Raw genomic sequence first — 16,040 nt, 5'->3', positions numbered from 1 at the left:
GCCGCCCGGATGGGAAACCCGGCCGCCGCTCACGGCTCCAGGGCCGCGCTGATCCCCCACGTCATGGCGAACCGCTCCCCGGCCGGCAGCCAGCGCAGTCCATCGCCGCTGTTGAAGGCGTTGGCCGGACCGGTCATCGGCTCGATCGCCACCGCCTTGGTGCGGCCCGGGAATTCGGTGGTGACGAAAACGTGGACGTAGCCGCAGCTTGCGTCCTGCCAGAGGCTCACGCTCCGGCCGTCCGCCGCACTCAGCGTGTGGCGGGCGATGCCGTCGTCGAACTCCAGGTCCGTGTAGGCGGAATCGAGTTCCAGTTCAGCGACCAGCCGGCCGGCTCGGAGGTCGAAGTCCCCGCCCACCGGTTCCTTGCCGCGCGGGATCAGGCGCCCGTCCGTCACGAGCCTGGTGCCGGCGTGGACGGTGACGGTCAGCTCCTCGCTGGGCAGCTCCCCCAGCCGCAGGTACGGGTGGGCGCCGAGGACGAACGGGGCCGGGTCCTGGGAGTCGTTGATCAACAGCTGCCGGACCACCAGGCCCAGGTCCGCGGCCAGTTCGTAGCGCACGCGGTGGCGCAGCAGGAAGGGGTAGCCGTGCTGCGGGAACACGGGCGCTTCGAGGGTGACCGAGAATTCCGATTCGTCCACAAGGTCATAGGAGGCGTTGCGCAGCAGCCCGTGGCTGGCATTGTTGCGGGACACCTCGGTGATGTCCAGCTGCTGCTTCTTGCCGTTGAGGTACCAGATGCCGTCCTCCACCCGGTTCGCCCACGGCGCCAGCGTAATGCCGGCGGCGCCCGGTGAGATCTCCGCGTCCCCGTAGCTTTCCGTCAGCTGCGTTCCGCCGCGGTTGTACAGCCTCAGCCCGGCGGCGAGTTCGGTGATGACCGCGAGCGCGTCGCCGCGCCGCAGCTCGTACTGCCGGCCGGAGGCGTAGCGCCGGGCGGAGGCGTCCGCTCCGGGGGCATCGGGGCCCTCGCCGGGGCTGTCGCGGTGAGGGGACTCCGGGGAAACGGGGGGCAGCAGGTTCATGGTCACCACCGTACCCAGCCACACGCCGCGGCGTATACCGTGGAGCCATGATCAGCATTTCCAGGATGGCCGCCGGCGGCCCTGCGTGAGCCTCCCCCTCGACGCCCGGCAGCTGGCGGCCCGGTTCGCTTCCGTCTTCGGCTCGGCTCCGGACGGCGTGTGGCAGGCGCCCGGCCGGGTCAACCTGATCGGGGAGCATACCGATTACAACGAAGGCTTTGTGCTGCCGTTTGCGATTGACCGGACGGCCCGAGTAGCGGTCCGCCTGCGGCCGGACGCCCGCATCCGGCTGTTGTCGACCTTCGGCAGCCAGGGATTGACGACGGCGGATGCCGGCTCCCTGGCCCGCGGAACAGCGCGGGGGTGGACCAAGTACCCGCTGGGTGTGCTCTGGGCGCTTCAGCAGAGCGGGCTTCCGGTGCGCGGCCTGGACCTGCTGCTGGACTCCGACGTGCCCCGCGGCGCCGGGCTGTCCTCTTCCCACGCGATCGAGTGCGCCGTTATTTCAGCGTTCAACGAGCTCAGCGGGGCGGGGCTGGACGTGCAGGACATGGTCCTGGCCACGCAGCGGGCGGAAAATGACTTCGTCGGAGCCCCCACCGGGATCATGGACCAGTCCGCGTCCCTGCGCGGCGCGGCGGGACATGCCCTCTTCCTCGACTGCCGGGACCAGAGCGTCCGGCTGGTGCCGTTCGACGCCGAAGGTGCCGGACTGGTGCTGCTCGTGATTGACACGAAGGTGTCGCATTCCCACGCGGACGGCGGTTATGCCTCCCGGCGTGCCGCCTGCGAACTGGGCGCCGAGGTCCTCGGTGTGAAGGCCCTGCGCGACGTCGGGCTGGAGGACCTGGACAAGGCCAGCGGCCTGCTGGACCCGGTGACGTTCCGCCGGGTGCGGCACGTCGTGACGGAAAATGAACGGGTCCTCCGGACGGTAGGGCTCCTGGAGAGCACCGGTCCGGCGGCTATCGGCCCGCTGCTGGATGCCTCCCATGCCTCGATGCGGGACGACTTCGAGATCTCGTGCCCCGAACTGGACCTCGCCGTGGAGGCCGCCCGCTCCGCCGGGGCACTGGGTGCCCGGATGACCGGGGGCGGCTTCGGCGGTTCCTCGATCGCCCTCACCCCGGCATCGGCCGAGCAGGCGGTGCGCACCGCCGTCGAGCGTGCCTTCGCGGCGGGCGGGTACGCGGCGCCGGAGATCTTCAGTGTCCGCCCCGCGGCAGGGGCGATGCGCCTGGCTTAGGCCGGGCTAACCACGAGGAGCCCCGCCTTCCGGCGGGGCTCCTCGTGGTTAGCGGTCCAGCTACCGGCTGCAGGTGGCGCTGTTAGTCGTCACCGCGGAGGATGGCCAGCAGACGGATGATCTCGACGTAGAGCCACACCAGCGTCACGGTGAGGCCGAAGGCCGCGGTCCAGGAGAAGCGCTGCGGGGCGCCGCTGCGGACACCGGCTTCAATGCTGGTGAAGTCCATGACCAGGGAGAAGGCGGCCAGGCCGATGGCGAGCAGGCCGATGAAGACGCCCAGCGGGATGCCGAAGATCTCCATGCTCGTGCGCAGCCCGAAGGGGGAATCGACAGCGCCGGTCCACATCATGACCATGTTGATCAGCGCGAAGACGGCGTAGCCGATGGTCGCGATCATAAAGAAGCGCATGGCCTTGGGCGTCGCCCGGACTTTGCCGTTCTTGAACAGCACGAGGGTCACGGCGAACACGGAAAGCGTGCCGATCACGGCCTGCAGGCCGACGCCCGGGAACATGCCGTCGAGGATCCGCGTCAGGCCGCCGAGGAAAAGTCCCTCGAGGCCCGCATAGGCGAGGATCAGCGCCGCTGAGGGCTGCTTCTTGAAGGTGTTGACCAGGGCGAGGACGAAGCCGCCCAGGGCGCCGACGATCATCAGCAGGTTGGCCAGTCCGGGTGCAACCAGGAGGGTGACGGCTGCACCGGCGACGACGGCGCCAAGGCAGGCCGCCGTCTTCATGATGACGTCGTCATAGGTCATGCGTCCCGTGTCGGCGGGTCCGGCGGCGGGCCGGTTGTACATGTCCTGGAGCTGGTCCTGGGTCATGCCCTGCTGGGCCGGGTTCCAGCCGGCCTGGGTCTGGCCATACTGGGCCTGGCCGTAGCTGTTCTGGCCATAGGGGGCCTGTCCGAAAGCCTGCGGGGCAGGCGGTGCCTGGGTTGCTCCACGGAAGTTCTTTCCGTTGAAGACTGGGTTTCCGCCAAGTGCCATTGCGGGTGTCCTCCAAATAAAGGGGGTGGGTGATGATCCGGTGGTGTACGTACCTGTTGCTACACGCTACCAATTCCAACAGCCGACGGTCCGCGTTAGTTCCCCGGGCCTGCCTGCCGCAACCCAACCGTGACCTCCCCGCCATGTTTCCGAGCCGGGCGCCGCACTGCGCATCCCGACTGTTTAGGAATACTCAGGATCAACAAAAGTTTTCTTTAGGGCTGGTAATGCACCATGCCGCCCGGGCTTCACGGTTGTTACCCGATCGCGACGTTCTGCCTGCTCGCGACGGCATTCATTGCCCCGAACGGGCTGTAACATGGGCCAAACAGGGTGACGGATATCACAGCTCAACAGCTCCACCGCATCGCACGAGACACAACCTCGTCACCCTGACCGTTCGCAGTGGTTGCAAGGGCGCAACCCACACCACCCCATGTGGAGGTTTTCATTTTGAGAAGCACACCGAGAGGCCTGTCACACAGACGGCGCGGCAGACTGCTGAAAGCTGTGGGGGCTGTATTTGCCGCCGTAGCCGCGCTTTTGCTGATCGTCGCGCCGGCATCGCAGGCCACGAGCCCCGCGCCGACACCATCCCCGTCGGCAACCACATTCCAGAACAGCATCAGCGGCTTCCTGCGCGGCGACGACCGCGCCCCGATCGTTGGCGTCACCATCACGGCCACGAGCGGCGACTTCACCGGAACCGCCAAGTCCAGCGCCAACGGCGCCTGGACCATCGGGGTACCCACCCAGGGGACCTACGAGGTCAAACTGGATGAATCCACCCTGCCGCAGGGCATCAAACTCGCCGACGGCCAGGAAAACCCCCGCAAGGTCACCTTCAGCCAGACCTCCAACCTCTCGGTGATCTTCGCCTTCGGCAAAGGCATCGTCATCCAGCAGCAGGACTTCGGCCAGAACCTGATCAACCGGCTCGTGGCGGGACTGAGCTTCGGCCTCCTGCTCGCCCTCGCCGCCGTTGGCCTGTCACTGATCTTCGGGACCACCGGCCTGACCAACTTCGCCCACGGTGAGATGGTCACCCTCGGCGCCGTCCTGGTCTTTGCCTTCAATGCCATGAACCTTCCGTTCTGGCTGTCCATCATCCTCGCTCTGCTGGGCGGCGGTCTATTCGGCTACGTCCAGGACGCCGGGCTGTGGAAACCGCTCCGGCGCCGCGGGACCGGCCTGGTTCCGATGATGATCGTCAGCATCGGCCTCGCCCTGGCCGTGCGGTACGTCATCCAGTTCTTCTTCGGCGGAGCCACCCAGCAGCTCCCGTTCGCCCAGAGCGCGGAGATCCAGCTTGGCCCGATCTCCATCTCCCCGAACAACCTCTGGTCCCTCGTGATCAGCGCCGTTGTCATCGCCCTGCTCGGCATCGTCCTGCTCAAGACCCGGCTCGGCAAAGCCACCCGCGCGGTCGCCGACAACCCGGCGCTGGCTGCGGCCTCGGGCATCGACGTCGACTCCGTCATCCGGATTGTCTGGGTGACAGGCGGCATGCTGGCCTCCCTCGGCGGCATCCTGTGGGCGTACTACCGGCCCGGCGTCACCTTCGACATGGGTTCGCAGATCCTGCTGCTCATCTTCGCCGGTGTCACCCTGGGCGGCCTCGGCACTGTATGGGGTGCCCTGATCGGATCCATCATTGTCGGTATCTTCGTGGAGCTGACCACCGTGTTCGGCCTCGCCGCCGACCTCAAATACGTGGGAGCACTGTTCATCATGATTATTGTCCTTCTGATCCGGCCCCAAGGCATCTTGGGCCGGCGCGAGCGCGTGGGTTAGGAGACAGCCATGGACTTCGGATTCATATTTTCCAGTGCTGCCGGTGAACTGTTCAGCCCGACGACGGCGGCGTACGCCCTCGCCACTCTCGGCCTTGCGGTTCACTTCGGCTATTCGGGCCTGCTCAACTTCGGTCAGGCCGGCTTTATGGCGGTGGGTGCCTATGGTTTCGCCATCTCCACCCTCACGTTTGGTGTTCCCTTCTTCGTCGGTCTGCTGATCGCCGTGGTCAGCTCGGCCATCTTCGCCTTGCTGCTCGGCATTCCCACCCTCCGGCTGCGGGCCGACTACCTCGCCATCGTCACGATCGCGGCGGCGGAAATTGTGCGCTACATCGTCACGACCAACCAGCTGACCGCCATCACCGGCTCCGCCAACGGCCTTGCCGCGTTCGAGGGCGACTTCTACGCCATGAACCCCTTCCCCCCGGGCACCTACCTGATGGGAATGAACAACCGGGACTTCTTCATCCGGGTGGTCGCCTGGGTCGTTGTGGCCCTGTGCTGCACCCTGGTATGGCTGCTGATGCGCAGCCCCTGGGGGCGTGTCCTCAAGGGCATCCGCGAGGACGAAAACGCGGTCCGCTCCCTCGGCAAGAACGTCTACGCCTACAAGATGCAGGCCCTGATCATCGGTGGCGTCCTCGGCGCCCTCGCCGGCATGGTCTTCACCCTGCCCCGCGGCGCGGTCCAGCCCGCGAACTACGGCACTGAACTGACCTTCTTCCTCTACACCTGCCTGCTCCTCGGCGGTCTGGGCACGGTGCTGGGGCCGGTCATCGGCGCCATGATCTTCTGGGTCGTGCTGTCACTCACCCAGGGCATCCTGTACGGCCTCATCGAATCGGGCACCATCACCTGGCTGAACACGGTCCAGGCGGGGCAGCTGCGTTACATCCTCGTGGGTGTCGCGCTGATGCTGCTGATGATCTTCAGGCCCCAGGGAGTCCTCGGCAATAAGAAGGAGCTGGCGTTCGCATGAGCACGCAGAGCGAAGAAACTGGCATTAACTACATGACGGACACGCGTCCGATCGCCGCCGGGGAAATTGCGCCCGGCTGCAAGAAGCGCGACCCGATCGTGGTGGCGGAAAATGTCACCCGCAGCTTCGGCGGCATCAACGCCGTCGACGTCGAGTACCTCGAGATCCCGCGGCACAAGATCACGGCGCTGATCGGCCCCAACGGCGCCGGCAAGACCACCCTGTTCAACCTGCTCACGGGATTCGACACACCCAACTCGGGCAAGTGGCAGTTCGAAGGCAACAGCCTGGCCGGGGTCTCCTCGTACAAGGTTGCCCGGATGGGCATGGTCCGCACCTTCCAGCTGACCAAGGTCATGGGCAAGCTCACGGTGATGGAAAACATGCGCCTCGGCGCCTCGAACCAGGCCGGCGAGCGGCTCTCCAAAGCCCTGTTCAAGGGCATCTGGGGCGGCCAGGAGAAGAAGATCACCGCGGACGCCAACGTGCTGCTGGAGAAGTTCAAGCTGGATGCCAAGAAGGACGACTACGCGGCGTCCCTCTCCGGCGGCCAGCGCAAGCTGCTGGAAATGGCCCGCTCCCTCATGGTGCGGCCCAAGCTCGTGATGCTGGACGAGCCGATGGCAGGCGTCAACCCCGCGCTGACCCAGTCACTGCTGGACCACATCAAGAACCTCAAGGCCGAGGGCATGACCGTCCTGTTCGTCGAACACGACATGCACATGGTCCGGCACATCGCCGACTGGGTAGTGGTGATGGCCGAGGGCAAGATCGTGGCCGAAGGCCCGCCCGCCGAGGTCATGAAGAACCCGGCCGTGATTGACGCCTACCTGGGCGCCCACCACGACGTGGACCTCGGCGACGCGGAAGGCATCAAGGAGCTCGCCGCCGAACTGGTCGCCGATGAGGAGTCGATTGTCGGCACCGAGAACGCCGGCATCATCTCGCTCGACGTCGTCGCTGCGGAATCCGACAAGCCGGCGGGCCCGGACAGCACCGGACCGGCGCACGGCAGGCGCAGCGCCGACGAGCCGACCCGCGGCGAGCAGCCGCCCAGCACAGAGAAGGACACAGAATGAGCGCCACCAGTGCGGCACCCGCCGCCCAGCCCGTGCACGATGAGGATTCGGTCGTCAAGGTCACCGATCTGGTGGCGGGCTACATCCCCGGCGTCAACATCCTCAACGGCTGCAGCATTGAGGCCCGCAAGGGTGAACTGATCGGCATCATCGGTCCCAACGGCGCCGGCAAGTCCACACTGCTGAAGGCGATGTTCGGCCTGGTCAAGGTCCACTCCGGTTCCGTAGTGGTCCGAGGCCAGGACATCACCGGGCTCAAGGCCAACAAGCTTGTCAGCCGGGGCATCGGCTTTGTGCCGCAGAACAACAATGTGTTCGCGGCGCTGACCATCGAGGAGAACCTCCAGATGGGCATGTTCCAGCGTCCCAAGGACTTCGCCCAGCGCTTCGACTTCGTCACTGGCCTGTTTCCGGAACTCGGCAAGCGGCGTGCCCAGCGCGCGGGCTCGCTCTCCGGCGGCGAACGCCAGATGGTTGCGATGGGACGGGCCCTGATGATGGACCCGGCCGTGTTGCTGCTCGATGAGCCCTCCGCAGGCCTCTCCCCCGTCAAACAGGACGAGACCTTCCTCCGGGTTCATGAGATCAACCGCGCCGGCGTCTCCGTCATTATGGTCGAGCAGAACGCCCGGCGCTGCCTGCAGATCTGTGACCGCGGCTATGTCCTGGACCAGGGCAAGGACGCGTACACCGGCACCGGCCGGGAGCTCATGAAGGACCCCAAGGTCATCCAGCTGTACCTGGGCACCCTGGCCGACACCGTCGAGTAGTCCCGCACGAACAGGAGGGCCGTCACCAGCCGGTGGCGGCCCTTCTGTGTGCCCCGTGGCCGGTGGACCTACTGCACGTCCTCGTCGACCCAGTCCATGGACTTGGTGACGGCTTTTTTCCAGAGACGGAGCTGGCGGAAACGCTCGGCCTCGTCCATTTTCGGCGTCCAGCGCTTGTCCTCGCCCCAATTGGCGGTGAGCTCTCCGAGGTCCTGCCAGAAGCCGACAGCCAGCCCGGCCGCATAGGCGGCACCGAGCGCCGTGGTTTCAACGATCCTTGGCCGGACCACGGAAACACCGAGGATGTCGGCCTGGAACTGCATGAGGGCGTCGTTGGCGACCATGCCGCCATCGACCTTCAGCTCGGTCAGCGACACCCCGCTGTCGGCGTTGACGGCCTCCAGCACCTCGCGGGTCTGGAACGCCGTCGCTTCCAGCGCCGCCCGGGCGATGTGTGCCCTGGTGACGAAGCGGGTCAGCCCGACCAGGGCGCCCCGGGCATCCGGACGCCAGTATGGTGCGAAGAGGCCGGAGAACGCCGGTACGAAATAGGCGCCGCCGTTGTCCGGGACCGAGGCGGCGAGCGCCTCGACCTCCGGGGCGGAATCGATCAGGCCCAGGTTGTCCCGCAGCCACTGGATCAGCGATCCGGTGACGGCAATGGATCCTTCCAGAGCGTAGTGCGGCTTCTCATCGCCGAGCTTGTAGCCGAGCGTGGTCAGCAGGCCGTTGCCGGAATGGACAATCTCTTCTCCGGTGTTGAAGATCAGGAAGCACCCGGTGCCATAGGTGTTTTTGGCCTCGCCCTTGCCGAATGCCGCCTGGCCGAAGGTGGCGGCCTGCTGGTCCCCGAGGATGCCGGCAACGGGAACGCCGCGCAGCAGCTGGGAAGGGTGGACGGTGCCGTAGACCTCGGAGGAGGACCTGATATCGGGCATCATGGACCTGGGCACGTCAAACGCCTCAAGGATGCTGTCGTCCCATTGCAGTGTTTCCAGGTCCATGAACATGGTCCGGGACGCGTTGGTGACGTCCGTGACGTGGATGCCGCCGTCGGCGCTGCCTCCGGTCAGGTTCCAGAGCACCCAGGAGTCGGTGGTGCCGAAGAGCAGGTCCCCGGCCTCGGCCCTGGCACGCGCGCCGTGGACGTTGTCCAGAATCCATTTGATCTTGGTTCCCGAGAAGTAGGTGGCCAGGGGCAGCCCGACCTGCTTCTTGAAACGGTCCACACCGCCGTACCTTGCCAGCTCGTCCACGATGTCCTGGGTGCGGGTGTCCTGCCACACGATGGCGTTGTACACCGGCCGGCCCGTCGTCCTGTCCCAGACAACAGCAGTTTCACGCTGGTTGGTGATGCCCACGGTGGCGATGTCGTGGCTGGTCAGGTTTGCCTTGGACAGCGCTGACCCGATGACTTCGCGGATGTTGTCCCAGATTTCAGCCGGATCGTGCTCCACCCAGCCGGCCCGCGGGAAGATCTGTTCGTGTTCTTTCTGGCCGCTGGAGACAATATTGCCGCTGCGGTCAAAAACGATGGCGCGGCTGCTGGTGGTGCCCTGGTCGATTGCTATTACATACTGCTTCATCTTGACGTCCTTGTCGTAGGTGATGCCGGTGGGGCAAAGCTGTGGCGCGGAGCTGGGTTCCTCACCGTGCTGTGAGTCAGGAAATTGGGCTTTGTACCGGGAGCCCGTGGAAACGCTGCAGCACCTCGTGTGCATGCGTGATTTCCTGTGCCGTCCGGCCGGTATCCCAGCCGAGCGGTCCCGCCAGGGCCTGGGCCAGCTCGGTGACGAGTTCGGCGGTGACCATGCCCCGGAACGCCAGGGAGGTGCGCCGGATGAGGACGTCGATCAGGTGGCCAATCTGCTCGTGCCGCACCATGAACTCGACTTCGCGCAGGCTCAGCTCCCGGGTCGAGTGCAGGACGCGGTCCTCACCGGCCGTGAGGTAGGCGATGACCTCGGTTGCACGGGTCCCGTAGCGGGTCAGGAGTCCCTCGACGCGGGCCTGATCCAGATCACCGGAGACATGCCGCGTGATCCAGGCCTGTTCGTCGGACCCGGTGTTCGGGAAGTCAGCTCCGCCGCCGATCGGAAGCTTGGCGGTGGAAACTGTCCGGTTGTGGCCGAGGATGGCCAGGACATCGTTGGTCATATGCTCGGACAGGGCCCGGAAGGTGGTCCATTTGCCGCCGACAAGGCTCAGGACCGGGACGTTGCTGCCGGAGATCACCCGCTCGCTGCGTTCAATGCGGTAATCGCGGGAAACGAACCCGGGGTTCTCGGCATCGTCGCGCGGGAGCGGGCGGACCCCGGCGAAGCTGTATACGATGCTCTCGCGGGTGATCGTGATGCCAGGAAAGACGTGTTTGATCAGGTCGAAAAAGTAGGTGATCTCCTCGTCAGTGCAAATGGCGTCCTCCGCCATGTCCGCCCGGGTGTCTGTGGTGCCGACCAGGACACGGTCTCCCATGGGGTAAATCAGGACGATCCTTCCGTCCGTGTGCTCAAAGAAGATTTCGCTGCCGTTGCAGGCGTCGAGCAAGGCGGGGTGGTCCAGCACGATGTGGGATCCCTTGGTCCCTCCCATAAACAGGGATGGCGAGCCCAGCGCTGTATTGGTCAGGTCGACCCAGGCCCCGGTCGTGTTCACGATCACGTCGGCGTTGAAGGAGAATGTTTCCCCGGTGAGTTCGTCACGGAGCTGGACGCCGTCGTCGCCGATGCCCGTGACGCCGACGTAATTGGCGGCGCGGGCTGTGTCCTTGCCGAAGGCGGCCTTTTGTCCGTCCTGGAGGACATCCAGGGTGAGCCGCTCCGGGTTGTGCACGGACGCGTCGAAGTAGGTGGCCGTGTATTTCACGCCCGGGTTGAGGTCGGGGAGTTCCTGCAGCGCCCGGGCTCGTCCCTTGAACTCATGCCGCGGGACGTTACCGCCGTCCCGGGAGAAGGAGTCATAAAGGCTCAGTCCGATCTTAATCAGGAAGGCCCCCCGCTCCCTGGGTGTGCCCTGCTGTTTGTGGGTCAGGAACCGAAGCGGGGCGGCCAGTACGCCCGAGAAGGTGCTGAAGATCGGAATGGTCGTTTTCAGCGGTTTCACATAGTGCGGGGCGAGCCTGAGGAGCCGGTTGCGCTCGGTGACCGATTCCTTGACGAGGCGGAATTCGCCGTTTTCCAGGTAGCGGATCCCGCCGTGAATCATGTGCGACGAGGCGCCGCTCGCACCCTGGCAGTAGTCCCCGCGTTCCACCAGGGCAACGTCTACGCCCTGCAGCGCCAGGTCGCGGAAAGTTCCGACCCCGTTGATGCCCCCGCCGATGATCAGCACCTTCGCCCGGGGGCGTTCGTGCAGACCCCTGAGGCTCATGCGGGCCGAGGCCGGACTGCGGTCACCGGTGGATTCGTGCTTGCTCAAAGTTGCTCCCTTGCAGCTTTTACTTTGCGCCCTGCGGCGCCTTCCCTTTCATTCTTCGAACAGGGCGGGAATATGTTCAAGCGTTCTGCACAAACGTGCACCAAAGGAGTTTGCGGCGATTTTCCTCTGCTGCGGAGTCGAGCCGGGGTGCCGCGGAACCGCCGAGGGGCCCCGCAAACGGGGGGAATGTGGGGTTTTCCGCGCGGGCCCGGCATGTTGACAGATGGAGCCGCCGGCGTCATCCGAGGGCACGTGCCAACCTCCCAACATGGGTGTGCCGGACATATCGGGCATGGATGGGGGACGGATTTGCACGTTGTCCCGGCGCCGGGAAAAGGGGTCCCGATGCCGGAGCTCCGCCGTCGGACGCCCCGGCGCCGCCCGGGTGGCCGGCCGTTCGCGGCGCAGGGCCCCGCCCCTCCCGCCGCCCCTCCCGCCGCCCCTCCCGCCGCACCTCTCCCCCGCACGCAGAAGACCCCCGTCCGGAACGGACGGGGGTCTTCTGCGGCTAGGGAAGGGCAGGCTTTACAGCTTGCCGAATTCTTCCTTGACCGGCTTGTAGGTGTTGTCATCCTGGAACTGGTAGATGCCGATGTAGGCCTCCGTCGGGTCACCGGCGTCGGAGAACGTTACGGGGCCGGACTGGCCGTCGTAGTCGATGTCCTTGCCGTTGCGGAGCAGTGTGACGCACGAGGGGAAGTCGTTGCACTTCTCGCCGGTTTCGGAAACTGCCTTGAGCTGGGCGGCGATGTCGACACCCTTGGTGCTCTTGGCGGCTTCGGAAGCCAGTGCGATCAGGTTCACGGCGTCGTAGGACTCGCCGGCGTAGCTGAAGTCCTTCAGTGCGGGATCGACGGCCAGCAGCTTCTTCTTGAAGTCGTCCTTGGCGAAGGTGCCCGGGATGGTGCCCTGGGCGCCCTTCAGGGTGCCTGCCTGGAAGTCCTTGCTGTAGTCGGACATGTTGCCGTCCACCATGAAGAGCTGGGTGGGCTTGATGCCCTTGCCCGTCATTAGCGGAACGATGCTCTTGGCCTGGTCGAAGGTGATCAGGGCGATCGCATCCGGCTTGGCGGCGATGACCTTGTCCACCTGGCTGCTGAACTGGGAGTCGCCTTCGTTGAAGAGCTCCTGGGCAACAACCTTGCCGCCGGCTGCCTCAAAGGCGGCCTGCACGTTCTTGGCCAGGCCGGTGCCGTAAGCATCGTTCAGGACGATCATGCCGACGGTCTGGGCGCCGCAGGTGGCCATGTAGTTACCGAGGACCTTGCCCTGGAGCACATCCGAGGGGGCGGTGCGCCAGTAGAGGCCCTTGTCATCCCAGGTGGTGAAGTCCGGAGAGGTGTTGGCCGGGGAGAACTGGATAACGCCCGCGCCGGTGATCTGGTTGATCACGGTCTTGGAGACGCCGGAGGATGCGGCACCGACGATCGCGCTGACGCCCTGGCCGAGGAGGGCGCTGGTGGACTGGGTGGCGATGTCGGTCTTGGTGTCACCAGAGTCGCGGTGGATGACCTCTACGGGCTTGCCGAGCACGCCGCCGGCATCGTTGATTTCCTTGATGCCGAGGTTGACACCTGCGATTTCGGGCGGGCCGAGGAAGGCCAGCGATCCGGTGGTCGGCAGCAGCGAGCCGATCTTCAGCGGGGTGGGAGTGGTGGTGGTCGATGCCGGCACGGATCCGCCGGCCCCGGCGGCAGTGGTGGCGCCGGCCGTTGCACTCGGTGCCGGGCACGCGATGCCTGCGGCATTTGCCGAAGCGGATCCGGATCCGGTCGACGTCGGGGTGGACGAGCCACCACAAGCCGTAGCCAGAAGGGCGACGCCGATGCTAAGCGCGGTCAGCTTAGCGATGCGGGGCGCCACCTGGGGGAGTGAAGTCATTTACAAGCTCCTCGATCTAAAGGTGCGAACGGCCTTTGATGCGAAAGATCAGGTGTTCCTGATTTAACTTCAAGCTAGTGCAATTTCGGTCCGATCCAAAGTGACTACGGTCACATCCTTATAACACTCGTTGCATAGAGGAAATCTGCCCTGATTCCGGACGGTCGCCAGGAAGTGTGCCCCAGGTGGGACTCGAACCCACAACACGCGGATTTTAAGTCCGCTGCCTCTGCCAATTGGGCTACTGGGGCGCCCGGTCCATGGTATCCCGTCCGGACCCGGGCTACGCGATGTCGAACGGCTTGGCGTAGCGGAAAGTTCCGCTCACACCGCCCGGCCAGACGGCCAGCGGAAGCAACTGGAAGTGCGCACCCCAGCCCGGATCGGGGGCGTCCACGCCGAGCGACGTCGACGTCACGAAGCCGAACCGCGAGTAGTACTCCGGGTCCCCCAGCAGGGCGATGCCGCGCTCCCCCGCGGCGTTGGCCCGGGCAATCGTTTCCTTCATGAGCGCACCGCCGATGCCGTGGCGCTGCAGGCGCGGCACCACGCCGATCGGGCCAAGGCCCAGGAGCTCCAGGTCCCCCACCCAGCCGCGGGTGCTGATCACCTGCCCCACGAGCTCCCCGTCGAGCTCCGCGACGACGCTGAACTCCGGCAGGTATTCTTCGCAGTCGAACAGCGCGGCCAGGAGCTGCACCTCTTCGGGTTCGCCTTCGACCGGCAGCCCGGTGACCGGGGAGACGGCGAAAGCAGCGGCGGTGAGGGCGAGCAGGGCGGGCCGGTCGCCGGGCTGTTCGCTGCGCAGCACCAGCTCCGGGGCGGGCTGGTGTTCCCCGTTGGCTGCGACCAGCTCGTGCAGCACCTCGAGCGCCCGTTCAGCGTCAGCGATCGGGACCAGGAGATGGTCATGGTGGAAACCGGCGAGGACATTGCAGCTGATCTTGGCCTCGGTCAGGGCGGCACTGACTGCTGCGGTCAGGCCGATGGCTTCCAGCGAGGAATGCACCTGGAGGGTGATCCAGGCGCCGACGAAGTCGTAGCTCAGCCCGAGGCTGTCGGCCTCGTCCCGGGGCAGCACAACGGTCAGCCCTTCGGCTTCGCGGACGGCCGCCGAGATCGCCCCGGCGAGGGGACGGCCATCCGGCCAGAGGACGTAGACGAACTCGCCTTCGCGGATTTCCGGGTGCATGGTGGCCAGCAGGGTGTGAAGGTCCTTTTCAGCTGTCATCGTGCCAGTCTAGGTGCCGGCCCTGGCTCGACCGGGCAGGACGCCTGCAGCGGAATGGCGCTTAACGGCGACGGCGGCCGCTCCCCGGAAGGGAACGGCCGCCGTCGGATGCTGCTGGAGGCTACTTGGAGTCAGCCGGGACTGCTTCCTTGTTTGCTGCCTTGCTGGCCTCTGCCACCGGCTTCGCGTCGGCAGGAGCCGCGGGAGAAACGGGAGCTGCAGCCGGCTTGGGTGCCGGCGTCGCGGCGGCGACGAAGGCGCCGCGCGGGTTGTCCAGGTCGATCAGCTGGGTGGTGTCGCGGCCCATGAAGAAGGCCAGGATCCAACCGAAGATGACCCGGATCTTGCGTTCCACGGTCGGCATGGCCAGGCCGTGGTAGCCGCGGTGTGCCAGCCAGGCCAGCGGGCCCTTGAGGCCGATGCGGCCCAGAAGGTTGATGTTGGCAACACCCTTCCATTCGCCGAAGCCGGCGACGGCACCGAGGTTCTTGTGCTTGTAATCCTTGAGCGGCTTGTCCCAGCGGGAGGCCCACAGGTTCTTGGCCAGGCGCTTGGCCTGGCGCAGCGCGTGCTGGGCGTTCGGGACGCAGGTGCCGTCCGGCAGGCCGTTGCCCGTAAGGTCCGGCACCGCCGCCACGTCGCCGGCAGCCCAGGCGTTCTCGACGATGCCTTCGTCACCGGCGATGCGCAGGTCCGGAAGGACCCGGACGCGGCCGCGCGGTTCGAGCGGGAAATCGGTGGAGCGGACCATCGGGTTGGCCTGCACACCGGCAGTCCAGACCAGGGTGTCGGCCTGGAATTCCTGGGCCGCGGACTTGTCCGGGAGGTTGATGAGCTTCAGGGAGCCCTCGGCGCTGTCCAGCGAGGTGTTGAGCAGGACCTCGATGCCGCGGCTGCGCAGGTGCTCTACGACCCACTCGGCCTGGCTGGCGGTGACCTCGGGCATGATGCGCCCCATGGCCTCAACCAGGACGAAGCGGACTTCCTCCTGCTTGACGCGGGGGTTGTTCTTGACCGCGGCGCGGGCGAGGTCTTCCATTTCGGTGATGCACTCGATGCCGGCGAAGCCGCCGCCGACCACGACGAAGGTCAGGGCGCGGGCGCGCTTTGCCGGGTTCGTCATGAGGGAGCCGGCTTCGATCCGGTCGAGGACCTTGTTGCGCAGGGCCACGGCTTCCTCGATGGTCTTCAGGCCGATGCCCTTGTCCGCGAGTCCCTTGATCGGGAAGGTCCGGGTGATGGCGCCTGCGGCCACCACGACGTCGAAGTAGGGAACCTCGAAGTTGTCGCCGCCGTCAGCCGGGGCAACCACGGCAGTGCGGTTTACGTGGTCGATCGAGAGGACGCGGCCCTGGATGAGTTCGGTCTGCTTGAGGTGCTGGCGGTGCGAGACAACGGCGTGGCGTGCCTCGATGTTGCCGCCGGCAACTTCGGGGAGGAAGGGCTGGTAGGTCATGTAGGGCAGGGGATCTACGACGGTGACGATGCCACCGGCATTCGCGATCTTCTTCTGCAGTTTGAGGGCTACGTACAGGCCGACGTACCCGCCGCCGACGACGAGTACCCTGGGACGGTCCTGGAGCTGAGGGGAGGATGCCATTCCCCAAGAATACCGTAGTTTG

At 66.0% G+C, this 16,040-nt stretch carries 12 protein-coding genes and 1 tRNA gene; 5 read left to right on the top strand and 8 right to left on the bottom strand.

The window, feature by feature from the left end; translation table 11 throughout:
- Nucleotides 1–29: 29 nt before the first annotated feature.
- Entirely contained in the window at nt 30–1,028 is a 999-nt protein-coding gene (locus QCD75_RS11855; RefSeq protein ID WP_301228811.1) for an aldose 1-epimerase family protein, read from the bottom strand.
- A gap of 85 nt (nt 1,029–1,113) precedes the next feature.
- On the opposite strand from QCD75_RS11855, the gene galK reads away from it, so the two are divergent.
- Nucleotides 1,114–2,274 carry a galactokinase gene (gene galK, locus QCD75_RS11850; RefSeq protein ID WP_301228809.1) on the top strand — a complete coding sequence of 387 codons (1,161 nt, stop codon included), beginning with the start codon at nt 1,114–1,116 and terminating at the stop codon, nt 2,272–2,274.
- Nucleotides 2,275–2,356: 82 nt separating this feature from the next.
- Here the strand turns inward: galK and QCD75_RS11845 are convergent, their stop codons facing one another.
- The gene (locus QCD75_RS11845) at nt 2,357–3,265 is read right to left on the bottom strand and encodes a Bax inhibitor-1/YccA family protein (RefSeq protein ID WP_301228807.1); all 909 of its coding nucleotides are present in this window, start codon (nt 3,263–3,265) and stop codon (nt 2,357–2,359) included.
- Between the two features lie 510 nt (nt 3,266–3,775).
- Between QCD75_RS11845 and QCD75_RS11840 the strand changes: the two genes are divergently transcribed.
- From QCD75_RS11840 to QCD75_RS11825, 4 genes are read left to right on the top strand one after another with little or no spacing between them, the layout of a single operon-like run.
- The gene (locus tag QCD75_RS11840; RefSeq protein ID WP_301228805.1) at nt 3,776–5,059 is read left to right on the top strand and encodes a branched-chain amino acid ABC transporter permease; all 1,284 of its coding nucleotides are present in this window, start codon (nt 3,776–3,778) and stop codon (nt 5,057–5,059) included.
- A 9-nt stretch (nt 5,060–5,068) separates the two neighbouring features.
- Nucleotides 5,069–6,040: a branched-chain amino acid ABC transporter permease gene (locus QCD75_RS11835; protein ID WP_301228803.1), complete on the top strand. Its 972-nt coding sequence runs from the start codon at nt 5,069–5,071 to the stop codon at nt 6,038–6,040.
- Nucleotides 6,037–7,119, top strand: coding sequence for an ABC transporter ATP-binding protein (locus tag QCD75_RS11830; protein ID WP_301228801.1), 1,083 nt, complete (start codon nt 6,037–6,039; stop codon nt 7,117–7,119). Before QCD75_RS11835 ends, QCD75_RS11830 begins: the two co-directional genes overlap by 4 nt.
- Nucleotides 7,116–7,889 (top strand): ABC transporter ATP-binding protein, encoded by a 774-nt coding sequence (locus tag QCD75_RS11825; RefSeq protein WP_301228799.1) that lies wholly within the window; start codon nt 7,116–7,118, stop codon nt 7,887–7,889. Before QCD75_RS11830 ends, QCD75_RS11825 begins: the two co-directional genes overlap by 4 nt.
- Nucleotides 7,890–7,957: 68 nt before the next feature.
- Here QCD75_RS11825 and glpK read toward each other — a convergent pair whose 3' ends face one another.
- The 6 genes from glpK to QCD75_RS11795 form a co-directional block, all read right to left on the bottom strand.
- Nucleotides 7,958–9,475 (bottom strand): glycerol kinase GlpK, encoded by a 1,518-nt coding sequence (gene glpK, locus QCD75_RS11820; RefSeq protein ID WP_301228797.1) that lies wholly within the window; start codon nt 9,473–9,475, stop codon nt 7,958–7,960.
- Between the two features lie 76 nt (nt 9,476–9,551).
- Entirely contained in the window at nt 9,552–11,258 is a 1,707-nt protein-coding gene (locus tag QCD75_RS11815; RefSeq protein WP_301228845.1) for a glycerol-3-phosphate dehydrogenase/oxidase, read from the bottom strand.
- Nucleotides 11,259–11,831: 573 nt separating this feature from the next.
- On the bottom strand, nt 11,832–13,187 hold the full coding sequence (locus tag QCD75_RS11810; protein WP_301228795.1) for an ABC transporter substrate-binding protein: 1,356 nt from the start codon (nt 13,185–13,187) through the stop codon (nt 11,832–11,834).
- 177 nt (nt 13,188–13,364) lie between these two features.
- Nucleotides 13,365–13,438: transfer RNA gene (locus QCD75_RS11805), tRNA-Leu, on the bottom strand.
- 32 nt (nt 13,439–13,470) lie between these two features.
- Complete coding sequence (locus QCD75_RS11800; RefSeq protein ID WP_301228793.1) at nt 13,471–14,418, bottom strand: N-acetyltransferase; 948 nt, start codon at nt 14,416–14,418, stop codon at nt 13,471–13,473.
- A gap of 121 nt (nt 14,419–14,539) precedes the next feature.
- A complete protein-coding gene (locus QCD75_RS11795; RefSeq protein ID WP_301228791.1) occupies nt 14,540–16,018 on the bottom strand; it encodes an NAD(P)/FAD-dependent oxidoreductase in 1,479 nt (492 codons plus the stop codon).
- Between the last annotated feature and the right edge of the window lie 22 nt (nt 16,019–16,040).

The sequence above is a fragment of the Arthrobacter sp. PsM3 genome, from assembly GCF_030433895.1.
Lineage (GTDB): Bacteria > Actinomycetota > Actinomycetes > Actinomycetales > Micrococcaceae > Arthrobacter.
Note: the sequence above shows the minus strand (reverse complement) of the source record. Positions and strands in the feature narration are given on the sequence as shown.

What these genes read in the sequence shown, in the direction of transcription:
- QCD75_RS11855 (WP_301228811.1), bottom strand. Translation starts at nt 1,028, where the DNA reads ATGAACCTGCTGCCCCCCGTTTCCCCGGAGTCCCCTCACCGCGACAGC.
- QCD75_RS11845 (WP_301228807.1), bottom strand. Translation starts at nt 3,265, where the DNA reads ATGGCACTTGGCGGAAACCCAGTCTTCAACGGAAAGAACTTCCGTGGA.
- QCD75_RS11835 (WP_301228803.1), top strand. Translation starts at nt 5,069, where the DNA reads ATGGACTTCGGATTCATATTTTCCAGTGCTGCCGGTGAACTGTTCAGC.
- QCD75_RS11830 (WP_301228801.1), top strand. Translation starts at nt 6,037, where the DNA reads ATGAGCACGCAGAGCGAAGAAACTGGCATTAACTACATGACGGACACG.
- QCD75_RS11825 (WP_301228799.1), top strand. Translation starts at nt 7,116, where the DNA reads ATGAGCGCCACCAGTGCGGCACCCGCCGCCCAGCCCGTGCACGATGAG.
- glpK (WP_301228797.1), bottom strand. Translation starts at nt 9,475, where the DNA reads ATGAAGCAGTATGTAATAGCAATCGACCAGGGCACCACCAGCAGCCGC.
- QCD75_RS11815 (WP_301228845.1), bottom strand. Translation starts at nt 11,258, where the DNA reads ATGAGCCTCAGGGGTCTGCACGAACGCCCCCGGGCGAAGGTGCTGATC.
- QCD75_RS11810 (WP_301228795.1), bottom strand. Translation starts at nt 13,187, where the DNA reads ATGACTTCACTCCCCCAGGTGGCGCCCCGCATCGCTAAGCTGACCGCG.
- QCD75_RS11800 (WP_301228793.1), bottom strand. Translation starts at nt 14,418, where the DNA reads ATGACAGCTGAAAAGGACCTTCACACCCTGCTGGCCACCATGCACCCG.
- QCD75_RS11795 (WP_301228791.1), bottom strand. Translation starts at nt 16,018, where the DNA reads ATGGCATCCTCCCCTCAGCTCCAGGACCGTCCCAGGGTACTCGTCGTC.